This window comes from Rothia sp. 32237D007AR (assembly GCF_053544675.1).
The window spans coordinates 48,732-64,984 of record NZ_JBPPUO010000005.1 but is presented as its reverse complement, the minus strand read 5'-3'; the positions used below and the strand labels follow the sequence as shown (position 1 = coordinate 64,984).

Here is a 16,253-nt window from a genome sequence, read left to right as displayed (position 1 = left end):
ATAGTGTTGTGCACACAAAATCTGACTTTTACTTTTTTCAAACCTATCACCAGCACACGCAGCAAGAATCACCTGGTGTAATAATTCGCAACCCGCACCAGCACATACCCCAATCATCACTCACACCCAAAGGAATAAGCCTGTGGCACTGACAAGGCGTCAATACCTAACACTTTTAAGCACCGGGAGCGTGGGGCTACTGACCGCCTGCACCACCCCAAGCACCTCAAACCTTACCCAGAGCCGACACCTCACCTACCTGGATTCATCCACCTGGACCACCCTCTACCCGCCATCGGTGGGCTTCTACCCCAACAGCGGCATTATGAACAACATTGCAGACCGCCTGCTCTACCAAGACCCCACCACCAGAGAACTACACCCCTGGCTGGCAACCTCCCTACCTGACATCAGCCAAGACGCAACCCAATTCACTTTCACCCTGCGTCAAGGCGTCACACACTCAGACGGAACCCCCGTCGATGCCCACAACGTAGCAAAAAACTTTGACCTCTACGGGCAAGGGGACACCTCCCGCAAGCTCACCGCCTCCGAACAAATCACCGGCTACCTGGGCAGTGAAGTTCTCGACGACTACACGGTACGGTTCTCCTTTGAAAAACCAGCCCTAGGCTTCCCCCAAGCAACCAGCTCCATGAACGCAGCAATCCTCTCTAACGCAACCCTAGAGCTGGATAACACAGGGTTTGGGCCCGGCAACGCCCCTAACATCATCGCCTCTGGTCCCTTCACCATCACCTCCGAAAAACTTGGAACAGAACTCACCCTCACCGCCCGAGAAGACTACAACTGGGCCCCACCCCACCTCACCCACCAAGGCCGACCCTGGCTCAACACCATCACCATCGCACTAGCAAGTGAAGACAGCGTGCGGGTAGGGGCCCTCATCGCTCAACAGGCACAGATAGCCCGCCAGATTGAGGCCCCTGTTGAAGATCACATCATTAACAAAGGCCTAAAAATAGTCGCCGCTGCCACCAACGGAGTCAACAACTGCTGGGACCTACGCTTCCAGCACCCCCTACTGACCGACATCCGGGTACGTAAAGCTATCGCCCTGGGTATTGACCGGCAGCAAATTCTTACCACCCTTTTCTCCCCGCGCTACACCCTGGCCACCGGGCCCCTAGCCCGCGGAGCCTTCGGGTACGTCAACCATGAGGGAGCCTACCCCTACGACCCTACCCAGGCAGCCGCCTTACTTGATGAGGCAGGCTGGGTCCCAGGGGCAGACGGTATCAGAAGTAAGGACGGCCAAAGACTAGAACTCACAGTTAACTGGAGCGCCGTTCAGCCGCGTAACCGTGAGCAATCTACCGTCATACAGGCCCAACTCAAACGCATCGGAATCCACATCAGCATTTTCCCTGGTGACCGTTCAGCACAAGGGGCAGCAACGAAAGACCCCAACCTGATCCACATCAATTCCTCCATGGTTGGACGAGCCGACTACGACGTCATCAAAAGCCAGTACTGCAGTGAAAACCGCAACTCCTTGCTCAACCTTGACCCCAAGACCGGCCAGCTAGGGGACCCAGAGCTTGAAGAGCTCACCTTCCAGGTCGCCCAAGCACCCACAACCGAAGAACGTGCGGCTGCTTCTGCCCGCATTCAGGAAATCCTGATTGAAAAAGCCTACTCCATCCCCATCTTTGAAGAGCCTCAGGTCTTTGGGCTACAACCCTTCGTACAGGGGTTTACCACCGACCCTATTGGCCGCCCCAGCTTCTACGCCGTAACCTTCACCGCCTAAGGCCCTCCATGAGAACTCGTTACCTAATCCAGCGCACAGGCCAGGCTGCCCTCGTCCTGCTTGCAGCCTTCACCTTAGCTTTCGTCCTTTTAACCGCCCTGCCGGGGGACGCCATCACCACCCGTTACGCCAACCCCGAACTAGGTTTATCTGAAGCTGAAATCAGCGAAATCAGAGCCTCCTACGGGGCAGACCGGCCGATTATCCTCCAATATTTCACAACTCTGGGGAACTTCCTGACGGGTAACTTTGGCTACTCCGTCAACTCAGGTACAGCCATTACTGACCTTATGAAGGCAGCACTACCGAGCACCCTCACCCTGGCAACGCTGGCCTTTGGGGCAGCTTTGCTCCTAGCTTTTGCTATCACCTACCTAGCCACTCAGCCCCAGATGGCCTGGCTCAACCGCGCCGTCCGTGCCCTTCCTCCAGCGATGAGCTCCATACCTAGCTTCCTCATCGGTATTCTTCTCATTCAATTCATTTCATTCCAGTTAGGGTGGGTGCCGGTCTACGGGGCAACAGATTTACAAGACCTCATCTTGCCTGTGTTGACCCTAGCCGTCCCGATTTCTGCCCCTCTGGCTCAGGTGCTGATACGCAGTATCGATGAGGTGTACACCCAGCCTTTCATCACGGTAGTAACCGCCCGCGGAGCCACAGAAAACTGGATTTTTTGGCGCAATGTTCTGCGCAATGCCTTACTACCAGCTATCACGCTTGCCGGTGTGCTCTTCGGTGAGCTTGTGGGTGGGGCCGTTGTGACCGAAGCTGTCTTCGGGCGAGCCGGTCTAGGCAACCTAACGGTTCAGGCCGTAGCCAACCGAGACACCCCGGTGCTACTGGCTATTGTGGTGGTTGCTGCCGCCGCCTACGTGCTCATCAACCTCATCGTTGATCTTCTCTACCCCCTGCTCGACCCGCGGCTGCGACACAAGGCATAACAATCATGACCAACTATTTCACAAAACCCACAGCTTTCTTAGCCTACGCTGTGCTCATCATTGCTACCTTTTGGGCTCTCTTCCCATCACTCTTTACCTCAGCAGACCCCACCCTGGGCACCGATGCAGCCTTACTTGCCCCCAGCTCACAGCACTGGTTTGGCACAGACTCGGTGGGCCGAGATCTCTACACCCGCGTCGTCTATGGTGCAAGGCACTCTCTACTGGGTGCTTTAATCGCTGTTGCTGTGGGGTTGGTGGTCGGAACTATCCTTGGAGTTCTAGCTGGAACCCTGAAGGGGGCCACTGACACCGTCCTGATGCGACTGGTAGATGTGCTCCTTTCCATTCCCTCCCTACTGCTAAGTCTCTCAATCCTCATCATCATGGGCTTTGGCACCACTAACGCTGCCATCGCCGTAGGTGTCACCTCCATCGCGCTCTTTGCCCGCCTGGTCCGCTCCCAGGTACTTTCCGTTGCCAACAGCGGCTATGTAGAGGCAGCCTACGGGCTAGGTAGCAGCACTTTCCGGGTGCTTACCAACCATATTCTGCCTAACTCCCTCACACCCGTCCTAGCCCTAGCTGCCCTTCAATTCGGCTCAGCCCTCCTGCAACTGGCAACCTTGGGCTTCCTTGGCTACGGCACACCCCCGCCCACCCCAGAGTGGGGGCTACTGATCGCTGATTCACGGGCCTATTTGGCAATAAGCTGGTGGCTGACCCTGCTACCGGGTGCCATTATTGTCGCAGTGGTCCTAGCTGCTAACCACCTGAGCCACATCATCACCAAGGAGGCTGCACGATGAGCCTACTCACTATCAAAGACCTCAATGTTAGCTACCAGACCAAGCAGGGCCCCGTCCAAGCCGTCCAGGGCGTGAACCTTACCGTTGAGGCCGGAAAAACCACCGCAATTGTGGGTGAATCAGGGTCCGGTAAATCCACCACAGCTCTAGCTATCATGGGGCTTTTAGCCAGCAATGCCAGCGTTACTTTCAGCAGCCTGGAACTAGCAGGCCAGCCCGTTACCTCAAAGATGCGGGGTACCCGCATCGGGCTCATTCCTCAAGATCCCACCAATTCCCTCAACCCCACCAAAACTATTGGTGCTTCTGTGGGGGAGGGGCTCAGAATTCACCGTCAAGATCAGGTCAAAGAAAAGGTTTTAGACCTTTTGGCGAAGGTTGGAATTGATGACCCCCAGCGCCGCTACCACCAGTACCCTCATGAGCTTTCAGGCGGTATGAACCAGCGTGTACTCATTGCAGCGGCCCTGGCTCTAGAACCAGATTTGCTGCTAGCTGATGAGCCCACTAGCGCCCTTGATGTGACCGTCCAAAAGGTGATTCTCGACTTGCTTGACACCATGCAAGAAGAACTGGGTATTGGGGTGCTCTTTATTACCCATGACCTTGCTGTAGCCGGTGATAGGGCCGACCATATTGTGGTGATGAACCAGGGCAAAATTGTTGAACAGGGCCCTGCGGCGAGCGTGTTGATTCAGCCCCAAGAAGGCTATACCCAACGGTTACTTCAAGACGCCCCCTCGCTGGTGACCGATATAGACTTAGGCACAGAACGCCAAGAGCACACAGCACATATTCCCTGGGGTGAGGACTCACAGCCCCTCTTAACTGTGGAGCATCTCACTCAACACTTTGGTGACTTTACAGCCCTACAAGACCTCACTTTTGACGTCCGCCGGGGGGCTACTCACGCCATTGTGGGTGAATCTGGCTCAGGTAAAACCACTGCTGGCCGAGCTATAGCCGGGTTATGCACCCCCACTGAGGGGACCTTGCTGCTTGATGGCCTGCCCCTTGGGCCGGGTAAAGAGCTTCGGCAAAAAGTGCAAATGGTCTACCAGAACCCTTATTCTTCGCTTAACCCCCGTCAAACTATTGGGGATGCGATCGGGGAAGGTTTACGCAACCTTACACAGCTCAGTAGGGGAGAGATTCGTAAGAAGGTGGCCCATTATTTAGATTTGGTGGCTCTGAGCCCTACTCTTCTTGACCGCCGCCCTCGGGAGCTTTCTGGTGGGCAGCGTCAGCGGGTGGCTATTGCCCGTGCCATGATTGTGGAACCTGAGCTGGTAGTTTTTGATGAGGCGGTTTCGGCTCTAGATGTTACTGTTCAGGCCCAGATTCTGCGGCTTTTGGATGAGGTCCAAAAGGAGCTGGGTTTGACCTATATTTTCATTTCCCACGATTTGGCGGTTGTCCGTCAGATTGCTGATACGGTATCGGTGCTCAGTCGCGGCCGCCAGGTGGAGTATGGGCCTACTGTTGAGGTCTTTAATAACCCTTCCCATGAATTTACTCGGACACTAATTGATGCTATTCCTGGCGCGAGCTACCGTCAGGGTCACCTCAACCTTGGCCTCTAGCTGGTTATCGATGGTAAGGACGTCTGATGACAATCGATATTATTAATTTTCTTTCTGCTACTGATCTACCTGAACGCAGTTTGCGCCCTCAGGCTGTAGAAAATGCACAGAAGTCGTTTGAGGCTTTGCTGGAGGGCGATTTACCTGAGCGGTATGCGGTGGCAGCTTTTGTTGCTGGTTTGCATCGCTCAAGCGCCTTTGAGTTTTATAGCGATCTTTTAGCTGATGAGAACCCAGAGCTGGTACCAGTTGTTGCCCATGCTGTTGAGGTTGCCTTAGCGGTGATGGGTCAGGGCCCTGCTCCTGCGGGGGTATCGGCTTGGGTTTCAACTCAGGGTCTTGCTGGTTTGTCTGCCCGGCTGGTTGCTGCTTTTGATTATGCCCACGATATGGTGTTTCACCCGGTGGATGCGACCGCTGAGGGGCTTGCTCCTTTGGCTCAGGTTTTTTCTGCCTCTGAGGTGGTTACTCTAGCTCAATTGGTGGCTTTTCTTACTTTTCAGTTGAGGGTTGTGCAGGGGCTCTCAGTTGTAGGGGCTCACTATTCTCAGGACGCCGGGAGCCAAGCACAGCGGTATGAGCCAGTTCCTTCTGGGGCTAGCGATGCTGCGGCCAATAAAGCTGTAGCTTCTTCTGCTAAGCGGCAGGCTTCTGGTTTAACTGGGGGAGTGTTCGACCTGATGACTTACCCCGATATTGTGCCTCCCACACGTTTTGTGCACCATTCTTTGGGCTGGAAGCCCTGGGTGCCTGCCCCTAGTAAGGATCAGCTGAGCCCTGAGCAGGTTCAAGCTATGATTCGCCCGGAGCGGGTGGGGTCTGCCTATTTTCGTTTACTGTCCTTGAACCCGGCTGCCTTAGAGGCCCGTACTTTGACTGATTTAGACATTTTTTACAATGTTTCTGGGGGTCTTGGGCGGGCTGAGCGTGAGCTTGCTGCCACTGTTGTTTCTCGCATGAATGGTTGCATTTTTTGTGCTTCTGTTCATGCCGGTCGCACTCTGGAAGAGTCCACAGGCAGGCTGGGTGATGTTGAGCGTCTACTTGACCAAGGGGCTGAAGCTGATTTGGGTAGCGCCTTGTGGAATGCGATAGGGGAGGCTGCGCGTGCGCTGACTCAAACGCCTCTTGCTTTTGGTCAGCAGCATGTTCAGAATCTTCGTGCTGTTGGTTTGGACTGCGCAGACATTATTGATGTGATTAATTCTTCGGCCTTCTTTAACTGGGCTAATCGTCTGATGCTGTCTTTGGGGGAACCTGAGGTGCCGATTCGTTTCCGGTAGCGGCCTAGGTTTATGGCCTGAATCCGGTCTTTTGGTTCTATAGGGCTGGTTAAATCACAGGATGGAGTTAAAGCAGTAACGGCCACTGGTAACAGTGGCCGTTGTAGGCGAGCGGCTGACGGGAATCGAACCCGCGTATCAGGCTTGGGAAGCGTGCGCTCTACCATTGAGCTACAGCCGCAAGAGAGGGGATGACGGGAATCGAACCCGCGTAATCAGTTTGGAAGACTGAGGCTTTACCATTAAGCTACATCCCCGCGTAGGGTGCCCAGCGTTGTGGACGTGTTCCAGTAAACCTGGTCGAGTGGGGCCTTGTCAAATTAGGGTGGTGTGGGCGTTTCTCAACACGCCCTGGGCGTAATTGGGGTGGGAGTTAGGTTTTAGACGGTGGAGGCGCTAAACTGGGTGGTGCCTTCCGTGCAAACGGGGTGTGGCGTAGCTTGGCTAACGCGCCTGCTTTGGGAGCAGGAGATCGCAGGTTCGAATCCTGTCACCCCGACGTGAAATAGAACGACCCGCCGGAAACGGCGGGTTTTTCTATAGAACGTTATATCTAACCCCACTCTTTTCCGGGTGGTGGTTCCAATCAAGTTATCAGGAGATCAACGGACGTGAAGACTGCCGTCGAGAAGATCAACCCGACCCTCGCAAAGATCGAGGTCGAGGTTCCCTTCGCTGAGTTCAAGACCTACCTTGACCGCACCTACAAGTCACTGGCTAACCAGATTTCGGTTCCCGGTTTCCGTAAGGGTAAGACCCCCAAGGCTCTCATCGATCAGCGTGCAGGCTTTGACTTTGTTGTTGAGAACGCCCTGAACGATGCTCTGAACAACTTCTACCAGCAGGCACTGGTTGAGAACGAGCTGACCCCCCTGGCGCAGCCCGAGCTTGACATTGTTTCTAAGCCTGAAGAGGGCAACCGTGAAGCAGACCTTAAGCTGACCATCGAGGTTACCGTCCGCCCCGAGGTTGAACTGCCTGACTACTCAGGTATCAAGGTTGAGGTCGCCAACGTAGAGGTCACCGAAGAAGATGAGCAGAAGGCTCTTGATGCCCTGCGTGGCCGCTTTGGCACTCTGAAGGCTGTTGAGCGCCCCGCCGCTAACGAAGACTTCCTGACCATCAACATTGCCGCTGAGATTGACGGCGAAGAGGTTGACGCTGCTAACGACCTGTCCTACCAGGTTGGCTCCGGCACCATGCTAGACGGTCTGGATGAGGCTGTTCTTGGCCTCTCCGCTGGTGAAGATGCAACTTTCGTCACCAAACTAGCTGGCGGCGAGCATGCTGGTGAAGAAGCAACCGTTAAGGTTGCGGTTACCGCTGTGAAGGAGCGCGAGCTTCCTGAGGCTGATGACGACTTCGCTCAGCTGGCATCAGAGTTCGACACCATTGCTGAACTGAAGGAAGACCTGAAGAAACAGGCTGCTGATTCAAAGGCTGCCGAGCAGGGTGTAGAGGCACGCGATAAGGTGCTTGATGCTCTGGTTGAAATGGTTGAAATCCCCGTTCCCGAGAAGGTTATTGAAGACCAGCTGGAGCAGCACTTCAAGGCTTCCGGTCAGGGTGAGGAGCACGAGAGCGACGAGCATCGTGCAGAGGTTCGTGAGAACACTGAGCGTGCCTTCAAGAACGAGATGATTCTTGACGCCATTGCTGAGAAGGAAGAAGTTTCTGTCGAGCAGTCAGAGCTCATTGATTACATCATCACCATGAGCCAGCAGTACGGCATGGACCCCAACCAGTTCGCTCAGATGCTTGATGGTTCAGGCCAGTCCGGCATGATCGTTGGCGAGGTTCGCCGTTCAAAGGCTCTGGCAGCTGTCCTGGCACAGGCTGAGGTTAAGGACGCAGACGGCAAGGCTGTTGACCTCTCCTCCTTCCTGGGTGAGACCGCAGACGCTGAGTAAGTTCTGCCTCTAAGGCGCTAAACTTTCTTTATGTAAACCCCCGCAGGGGCCCCGTGAGGGCTCTTGTGGGGGTTTTGTGCTGTCTAGGGGTAAATTCTTTGTGGGGTAAGGCCGGTGGCTCTTCCTTGCGTCCGCTCTTTAGGGGGGGAAACCAGAGGTGACCGGTAAATAAGTTAAAAAAATATTGCGTAATAGGGGTTTTTGGGTTGAAAAAGTAAGGTGAGGCTAACTATTCTTAGGTAAGTTGAGCCTTACATCTTGTTAAGGCCTACCCCGTATCATCCCATTTATAGATATAGGAAAACCCGTGAAGGCCAACCCTATCTCCCTGCTTGCAGCCACTTCCCTTCTAGCACTGGCGCTTACTGCTTGTGGCGCAGGTAGCACCGACGCATCTAAGGAATCTGCCGCGTCATCCTCAGCTTCTGTCAGTCAGTCAACCGGTACTGTTACTGTCACCGATAACTACGGTGATGTGACTGTTGCTGTGCCTCCCCAGAAAGTAGCAGCAACCGATAACCGCACTTTCGAGGTACTGGAGTCTTGGGGCGTTGACCTGGTGGCAGCCCCTCTTACACTGATTCCTGTGACTATTGAGACCTACAAGAACGATTCAGGAATTACCGATATTGGTACCCACCGTGAACCCAAACTTGAGCTACTTGCTGCTGAAGAACCAGAACTGATTATCGTTGGTCAGCGTTTCTCGCAGCACTACGAAGCTATCAAGGAGCTGAACCCCCAGGCAGCTATCGTAGATTTTGAGCCGCGCAAGGGCGAGCCCCTGGATGCTGAACTAAAACGCCAGGTCACAGCACTGGGTGAAATCTTTGGTAAGCAGGCTGAAGCTGATCAGCTTATCGCAGATTTTGATGCTGCACTCGCACGTGCCAAGGCAGCCTACGATGGTGAATCTACTGTCATGGCTGTGAACGTCTCAGGCGGTAACATCGGTTATATCGCGCCCTCTCTGGGGCGCACCTACGGGCCTGTCTTTGACCTTCTAGAGCTTAAGCCCGCCCTTGAGATTGAGAACGCCTCAAATAACCACAAGGGCGACGATATCTCTGTGGAGGCCATCGCAGAAGCTAACCCCGACTGGCTGCTGGTGCTAGACCGTGATGCTGGTACAACTGCTGATGAGGGCTCACCTGCGGCACAAGATGTCATTAACGATAGTGCCGCCTTGACCAAGGTCACCGCAATCTCTAAGAATCAGATTGTTTACGCTCCGGCTGATACTTATACCAATGAATCCATCATCACCTATACCGAGATTCTTAACGATTTTGCCGATCAGCTCGAAGCTGCCAAGTAAGGCACCTGCTACGAGGCTATAACCACGAATAGAGGAGTCACCCTGCTGCATGCGGCGGGGTGACTCCTTAAGGGCTTTTATGACGACCGTTGAAACAACCCGAGCAGGACGCACCAGAAACTCTCTGGTCAGTGGCAAGTTTCTGCTAGCTAGCTTGGCAATTATTGCCCTGCTTGTGCTCTCTCTTCTGACCGGGGAATACGATATTTTTAACCAGGCAGATGGGGCGGTTATGTTTGCCATTACCCGCATCCCTCGGACCATAGCCCTAGTGCTGGCTGGCGCCGCTATGGCCATGTGTGGGCTGGTGATGCAGATGCTGACCCAAAATAAGTTTGTGGAACCAACAACGACAGGTACCACCGAATGGGCCAGTCTGGGTCTGCTTTTTATGCTCTACTTTTTCCCTGCCGCCAACCTATTACAGCAGATGACAGCGGCAGTCGTCTTTGCCTTTATCGGGTCCATGGTCTTTTTCCTTTTCTTGCGGCGGGTTTCGCTTCGCTCTTCCCTGATCGTCCCGATTGTGGGCATGATGCTCGGTGCTGTTGTCTCAGCCTTCACTACCTTTTTCGCCCTACAAACTAACCTGCTTCAGAATCTTGGTGTGTGGTTTGCCGGCAGCTTCACCTCTGTCATTAGGGGGCAGTACGAGGTGCTGTGGGTGGTGCTGTTAGTGGTAGCAGCAATTTTTTGGTACGCCGATCGTCTAACAGTTGCCGGTCTGGGCCAGGAATTTGCCACCAACGTGGGTCTTAACTACGCCCAGATTATGCTGGTGGGCACCGCCCTGATTGCTATTGCTACCGGTGTGGTGACCGTGGTGGTAGGGGCCCTGCCTTTCTTGGGGCTGATTGTTCCTAATATTGTGAGCATGTTCCGTGGTGATGATTTACGGTCAAACCTACCCTGGGTGGCACTGACGGGCATCGGGGTAGTGACTGTCTGCGACCTGATAGGGCGCACCATTATCGCCCCCTTTGAAATCCCAGTATCGGTGATTTTGGGTATTGTCGGTGCCATTGTTTTCATCGGTTTGATTGTGAAGGGGCGCCCCCGTGCAGCAGCAGGTCAATAAGAAAAGCCGCGGGGCTGCGTCCGCACTGGCTGAACAGGTTACCGGTGCAGACGTCCGCCCCGCCTCCCGTAGGGCAGGTACGGCGCGCAGCGCTGGGGCTTTCAAAACCTCTGCTGCTGCCCGCACCTATTGGGTCTTACTGGCTGCGCTGACGGTTACTGCCGCCCTGGCAGCCTTTGGGCTTTTGGCCTACGCCAACCCCTTCGAGACGGGCACCCCCAAGTGGTGGCTTATTGCTGAGCGTCGCTCTAATGCCCTTATTGCTATGGCGGTGGCTGCTGTTTGCCAGGCTGTTGCCACGGTGGCCTTCCAAACAGTGACTAATAACCGTATTATCACCCCCGGCATTATGGGCTTTCAGGCTCTCTATGCTGCTATCCACACCGCCTCTATCTATCTTGCAGGCGCTGCCGGGCTGATTGCAGCTCGCACCCTTGAAACCTTTGTTTTCCAGCTACTGATGATGGTGGCCCTGAGCCTCTTGCTCTACTCCTGGCTGCTGACCGGCAAGCGGGCCAACATGCACGTGATGCTCCTGGTGGGTGTGGTGCTGGGTGGGGGACTGGGCTCAGTCTCCACCTTCATGCAACGCATGCTTACACCCAGTGAGTTCGATATTCTCACCGCCCGTCTCTTCGCCTCAGTCAATAATGCTGACCCTGCCTACTACCCGGTAGCCCTGCCCCTGGTGATTCTGAGCGTCCTAGTTCTCTACGCAAAATCCCGCACCCTCAATGCTCTCACCCTGGGGGCACCGGCAGCTACTAACTTGGGGGTCAACTACCGCCGGGAATCTATTATCGTGCTCATCCTTGTTGCGGTGATGATGGCTGTTTCAACTGCCCTGGTTGGCCCCCTAACCTTCCTGGGTTTTTTGGTAGCAACCCTCACCTACCAGTTCGCTGATACCTACGACCACCGCTACCTCTTTCCCATGGCCACGGTGCTCTCCTTTGCTATTTTGGCAATCTCCTACTTCATCATGAACCACATTTTCTCAGCCCAGGGAGTGGTAGGCATCATCATCGAACTCATTGGTGGCCTCACCTTCCTGATTGTGATTCTTCGAAAGGGCAAACTATGATTAGCCTCCACCAGGTCGCTAAAAGCTACTCCGGGCAAACCAATATCGGCCCAGTTGATGTGCACCTACCAGCAGGCGGCATCACTGCCCTGGTAGGCCCCAACGGTGCAGGTAAATCAACCCTGCTGACCATGATGGGGCGGCTACTTGATATTGACTCAGGAACTATCGAAGTTGGCGGCCTCAACGTAGCCACCACCAAATCTAAAGACCTTGCCAAAGTAGTTTCCATCCTGCGGCAGGAAAACCACTTCGTCACTAAGCTCACCGTACGCCAGCTGGTAGGCTTTGGGCGCTTCCCCTACACCGGTGGACGGCTCACCGCAGAGGACGAAGAAATCATCACCCGCTACATCGACTTCCTCAACCTCACCACCTTGGAAAACCGCTACCTGGATGAACTCTCTGGCGGCCAGCGTCAGCGGGCCTACGTGGCTATGGTGCTCTGCCAAGAAACTGATTACGTGCTTCTAGATGAGCCTCTCAATAACCTGGATATCTCCCATTCAGTGCAGATGATGCAGCACCTGCACAACGCTGCTCGTACCCTGGGGCGCACCATTATTGTTGTACTGCACGATATTAACTTTGCAGCCCGCTACGCTGACTACATTTGCGCCATCAAAGATGGCACACTGGCCAGCTTTGGAACCGTTGAAGAGATTATGCAAGATGATCTGCTCACTGATATTTTCAATACCCCCGTTCAGGTCATCCAGGGCCCTAACGGCCCTATTGCCTGCTACCACTAATACCTCTCTACCTGTTGGCTCTTCTTCACTGTCATAGGGCACATGCCAACAGCGAACTGAGGGGCAAAAGGCCCGTTTTGCTACCCCAAAAGCGATAACCTAAGTGTCAAGCAAATCTTTAGCACCGGCGTCCGCGCGGGTGCCGCAACCGACACAAGGAGCGGAACACATGTCCTTCACCCCTGAAGCACACCAGGCCCCCGCCATGGAAACCCCCATGGGTAGCCAGGACGACTACGTCTACAACCGCCTGCTTAAAGAACGTATCATCTGGCTGGGTTCTGAGGTGCGTGACTCGAACGCCAACCGTATCTGCTCCCAGCTGCTGCTGCTCTCAGCCGAAGACCCCGAGGCAGATATCTACCTCTACATCAACTCACCCGGCGGCTCAGTGACCGCAGGCATGGCCATCTACGACACCATGCAGCTCATCCCTAACGACGTTGTGACTGTAGTGACCGGCATGGCAGCCTCCATGGGCCAGTTCCTGCTTACCGCAGGTGCCCCCGGCAAGCGCTACGCCACCCCTAACGCCCGCATCCTCATGCACCAGCCCTCCGGCGGTATCGGCGGCACTGCCTCCGACATCCGCACCCAGGCCCAGCTCATTCTTGATATGAAGAAGCGCCTGAGCGAAATCACCGCAGAACGCACCGGCCAGACTGTTGAAACCATTCTGCGAGATAATGACCGCGATAACTGGTTCACCGCCGAAGAAGGCCTAGCCTACGGCTTCTTCGACAAGATTCTCGATAAGATCGGCCCGGCCACCAGCGCCACCGACAAGTAAACCGGCACAGAACTTTTAACAGGAGAAACGAATGATTCACCTTCCTTCATCAACCGCACCTGCCGGTATGCCCACCAGCCGCTACGTGCTGCCCAACTTCGAAGAACGCACCCCCTACGGTTACAAGCGCCAGGACCCTTACGCCAAGCTCTTTGAAGACCGCATCATCTTCTTGGGGGTGCAGGTCGATGACGCCTCCGCAGACGACATCATGGCCCAGCTGCTAGTGCTCGAATCGCAGGACCCTGACCGTGACATCACCCTCTACATCAACTCACCCGGTGGTTCTTTCACCGCAATGACCGCTATCTACGACACCATGCAGTACATTCGCCCTGAGATTCAGACCGTCTGCCTGGGCCAGGCCGCCTCAGCTGCCGCCGTCCTGCTGGCAGCCGGTACCCCCGGTAAGCGTCTTGCCCTGCCCAACGCCCGTGTGTTGATCCACCAGCCGGCCCTTTCCGGTCAGCAGGGTGGCCAGGCCTCCGACATTGAGATTCACGCTAATGAGGTGATGCGCATGCGCGAGTGGACCGCCCAGACCCTGGCCCTGCACTCCGGCAAAACCTTTGAAGAGGTCGATAAGTCCATCGAGCGTGACAACATCCTAACTGCCAAGGACGCCCTGGACTACGGCATCGTTGACCAGGTACTAGAATCACGCAAGGCTGTTAAGCCCTCCTTCAACACCGCCCAGAAGCACGACTAAGTTCTCTTAGGCTCCTCATCGGTGCGGACGCCGCCCCGCCGCCCCTGCCCCGTAGCAGGTTAGGGCAGGGGCGGCGTCCGTCGTATCCCCTTATTCATTGGCCGGTAGGGGAATAACCCCGCCTCGCTTTTCTGTTAAGTCATCAAGACGTAACCTTGCCCAAATCGTCATATCTTGGGATAGACAGGTTTTCACGGTAGATTAGGAAGAAGAACCCAAGGAAAGGTAAGGTCTATGGCTCGGCTAGGCGATAGCACCACTCTTCCCAAATGCTCATTTTGCGGGAAGAACCAGCGACAGGTTCGAAAACTGATCGCCGGCCCCAATATTTACATCTGTGATGAGTGCATCGAACTGTGCAACGAGATTCTTGAAGAAGAACTCGCAGATGTAAAAGATTTGGGTGCCGTTGAAGAGCTACCCACCCCGCGTGAAATCTTTGACCACATGCAGGAGTACGTCATCGGCCAGGAGGCCGCCAAACGTGCACTTGCTGTTGCCGTCTACAACCACTACAAGCGGATCCGGGCCCAGCAAAGCTCTGCCTTTGAAGCCAAGGAACTACTAGCTACTGAGGGTGAAGACGTAGAGATAGCTAAGTCCAACATCCTCTTGGTGGGCCCCACAGGCTCCGGTAAAACCTACCTGGCTCAGACTCTAGCCAAAAAACTTAACGTGCCTTTCGCCGTTGCCGATGCAACCAGCCTAACTGAGGCCGGTTATGTGGGTGAGGACGTAGAAAACATTCTGCTCAAGCTCATCCAAGCTGCAGATGGCGATATTGAAAAAGCTGAGCGCGGCATTATCTACATTGATGAAATCGACAAGATTTCCCGCAAGGCAGATAACCCCTCTATCACTCGAGATGTATCGGGCGAGGGCGTGCAGCAGGCCCTACTGAAAATCCTTGAAGGTACTGAGGCTGCTGTACCCCCGCAGGGTGGCCGTAAGCACCCTCAACAGGATTTCATCAAGATCAATACGGCCAACATTCTTTTCATCGTTGCCGGGGCTTTTGCCGGTATTGAAGAGATTGTGGGCGGCCGTGTGGGCCGTAAGGGCATCGGCTTTGGTGCTTCTATCGACCGGGCTGCTCAAGAGAGCGATATTCTTACTAAGCTCATGCCTGAAGACCTACTGAAGTTTGGTCTGATTCCTGAATTTATCGGCCGTCTACCAGTGCTGGCTACCTTGGGCAAGCTCACTGAGTCTGATCTCAAGCGGATTCTGACTGAGCCTAAGAATGCCCTGGTCAAGCAGTATAAGCGCATGTTTGCCCTTGATGGGGTAGAACTGATTTTTGAGGACGCCGCCGTGGCAGCTATCGCCCGCCAGGCTGTTGAACGGGACACCGGGGCCCGCGGTTTGCGTTCCATTATGGAGTCAATCTTGCAGCCGGTCATGTTCGATGTGCCTAGCCGCTCTGATGTCACCTCAGTCATTATTGATGAGGCAGTTGTGGCAGGGGAGAAGGACCCTATTCTGGTGCTAGAAGCCTCTGAGAAAAAATCTGCTTAAAGATTCCCCGCTGTCGGTAGACTGATGACCGGCAGCGGGCTCTTATGATGGAACCCTGAATGAAAGGACACCCCGTGGCTGAACATACTATCGATTTTTGGTTTGACCCTACCTGCCCCTGGTGCTGGATGACCTCCCGCTGGATTAAAGAGGTTGAAACCCAGCGCGAGGTGAAGGTCACCTGGCACCCCTTCTCCCTGGCCGTCCTCAATGAGGGCCGCGACCTTGACCCTGACTACCGCAAGCACATTGAGAATACTTGGGGCCCGGCCCGGGTGGCTACTGCGGTAGCTGAGAAGTACGGTCAGGAAAAAGTTGATGAATTCTATACTGCCATCGGGGAGCAGATTCACCCTGGGGGAAATAAGGAAGGCACTTACTTTGAGAAGGCCATTGAGGCTGCCCTGGCTGAGGTTGGCCTGCCTGGAGAGCTTGCCCAGCTTGCTTTCAGTGAGGAATACGATGAGCAGATGCGGGCCTCTACTCGGGCAGGTCTTGAGGCCGCTGGGGGAGATGACATTGGGGTTCCCCTCATGAGCGTCAATGGTGTTACTTTCTTTGGGCCGGTGATGTCCCCGGCCCCTACCGGTGAAGAGGCTGGGAAAGTTTTTGACGGTGCTGTAGCTTTAGCCTCTTACCCAGGTTTCTTTGAGCTCAAGCGACCCCGCACTGTTGGCCCGATTTTCAACACCGAAAAGTAG

General features: G+C 54.8%; 14 protein-coding genes and 3 tRNA genes. 15 read left to right on the top strand and 2 right to left on the bottom strand.

Annotated elements, in window-relative coordinates:
• Positions 1-190 precede the first annotated feature (190 nt).
• The 5 genes from ACED87_RS04820 to ACED87_RS04800 are packed head-to-tail and all read left to right on the top strand — an operon-like array spanning position 191 to position 6,393.
• The gene (locus ACED87_RS04820; protein WP_449089647.1) at positions 191-1,774 is read left to right on the top strand and encodes a TIGR04028 family ABC transporter substrate-binding protein; all 1,584 of its coding nucleotides are present in this window, start codon (positions 191-193) and stop codon (positions 1,772-1,774) included.
• Between the two features lie 8 nt (positions 1,775-1,782).
• Positions 1,783-2,718: an ABC transporter permease gene (locus tag ACED87_RS04815; protein ID WP_449083281.1), complete on the top strand. Its 936-nt coding sequence runs from the start codon at positions 1,783-1,785 to the stop codon at positions 2,716-2,718.
• 5 nt (positions 2,719-2,723) lie between these two features.
• On the top strand, positions 2,724-3,527 hold the full coding sequence (locus tag ACED87_RS04810) for an ABC transporter permease (RefSeq protein WP_449083279.1): 804 nt from the start codon (positions 2,724-2,726) through the stop codon (positions 3,525-3,527).
• On the top strand, positions 3,524-5,110 hold the full coding sequence (locus ACED87_RS04805) for a dipeptide ABC transporter ATP-binding protein (protein ID WP_449083278.1): 1,587 nt from the start codon (positions 3,524-3,526) through the stop codon (positions 5,108-5,110). Before ACED87_RS04810 ends, ACED87_RS04805 begins: the two co-directional genes overlap by 4 nt.
• Positions 5,111-5,136: 26 nt before the next feature.
• Entirely contained in the window at positions 5,137-6,393 is a 1,257-nt protein-coding gene (locus ACED87_RS04800; RefSeq protein WP_449083276.1) for an alkylhydroperoxidase domain protein, read from the top strand.
• A 110-nt stretch (positions 6,394-6,503) separates the two neighbouring features.
• Here the strand turns inward: ACED87_RS04800 and ACED87_RS04795 are convergent.
• Positions 6,504-6,574, bottom strand: a tRNA-Gly gene (locus ACED87_RS04795).
• 5 nt (positions 6,575-6,579) lie between these two features.
• Positions 6,580-6,650: transfer RNA gene (locus tag ACED87_RS04790), tRNA-Gly, on the bottom strand.
• Positions 6,651-6,817: 167 nt separating this feature from the next.
• On the opposite strand from ACED87_RS04790, the gene ACED87_RS04785 reads away from it, so the two are divergent.
• The 10 genes from ACED87_RS04785 (at position 6,818) to ACED87_RS04740 (ending at position 16,253) form a co-directional block, all read left to right on the top strand.
• Positions 6,818-6,892 (top strand) — tRNA-Pro (locus tag ACED87_RS04785).
• A gap of 112 nt (positions 6,893-7,004) precedes the next feature.
• Positions 7,005-8,303: a trigger factor gene (gene tig, locus ACED87_RS04780; RefSeq protein WP_449083274.1), complete on the top strand. Its 1,299-nt coding sequence runs from the start codon at positions 7,005-7,007 to the stop codon at positions 8,301-8,303.
• Positions 8,304-8,610: 307 nt separating this feature from the next.
• Entirely contained in the window at positions 8,611-9,621 is a 1,011-nt protein-coding gene (locus ACED87_RS04775; RefSeq protein ID WP_449083272.1) for a siderophore ABC transporter substrate-binding protein, read from the top strand.
• Positions 9,622-9,700: 79 nt separating this feature from the next.
• A complete protein-coding gene (locus ACED87_RS04770) occupies positions 9,701-10,699 on the top strand; it encodes an ABC transporter permease (RefSeq protein ID WP_449083270.1) in 999 nt (332 codons plus the stop codon).
• Positions 10,680-11,783, top strand: a complete 1,104-nt coding sequence (locus ACED87_RS04765) for an iron chelate uptake ABC transporter family permease subunit (protein ID WP_449083268.1) — start codon at positions 10,680-10,682, stop codon at positions 11,781-11,783. Before ACED87_RS04770 ends, ACED87_RS04765 begins: the two co-directional genes overlap by 20 nt.
• Positions 11,780-12,535 carry an iron ABC transporter ATP-binding protein gene (locus tag ACED87_RS04760; protein ID WP_449083266.1) on the top strand — a complete coding sequence of 252 codons (756 nt, stop codon included), beginning with the start codon at positions 11,780-11,782 and terminating at the stop codon, positions 12,533-12,535. The genes ACED87_RS04765 and ACED87_RS04760 overlap by 4 nt, the downstream gene beginning before the upstream one ends.
• A gap of 169 nt (positions 12,536-12,704) precedes the next feature.
• Positions 12,705-13,325 (top strand): ATP-dependent Clp protease proteolytic subunit, encoded by a 621-nt coding sequence (locus tag ACED87_RS04755; RefSeq protein WP_421083035.1) that lies wholly within the window; start codon positions 12,705-12,707, stop codon positions 13,323-13,325.
• Positions 13,326-13,356: 31 nt separating this feature from the next.
• Positions 13,357-14,034 carry an ATP-dependent Clp protease proteolytic subunit gene (locus ACED87_RS04750; protein ID WP_449083264.1) on the top strand — a complete coding sequence of 226 codons (678 nt, stop codon included), beginning with the start codon at positions 13,357-13,359 and terminating at the stop codon, positions 14,032-14,034.
• A 234-nt stretch (positions 14,035-14,268) separates the two neighbouring features.
• Positions 14,269-15,552: an ATP-dependent Clp protease ATP-binding subunit ClpX gene (gene clpX, locus ACED87_RS04745; protein WP_449083262.1), complete on the top strand. Its 1,284-nt coding sequence runs from the start codon at positions 14,269-14,271 to the stop codon at positions 15,550-15,552.
• A 59-nt stretch (positions 15,553-15,611) separates the two neighbouring features.
• Entirely contained in the window at positions 15,612-16,253 is a 642-nt protein-coding gene (locus ACED87_RS04740; protein WP_449083260.1) for a mycothiol-dependent nitroreductase Rv2466c family protein, read from the top strand.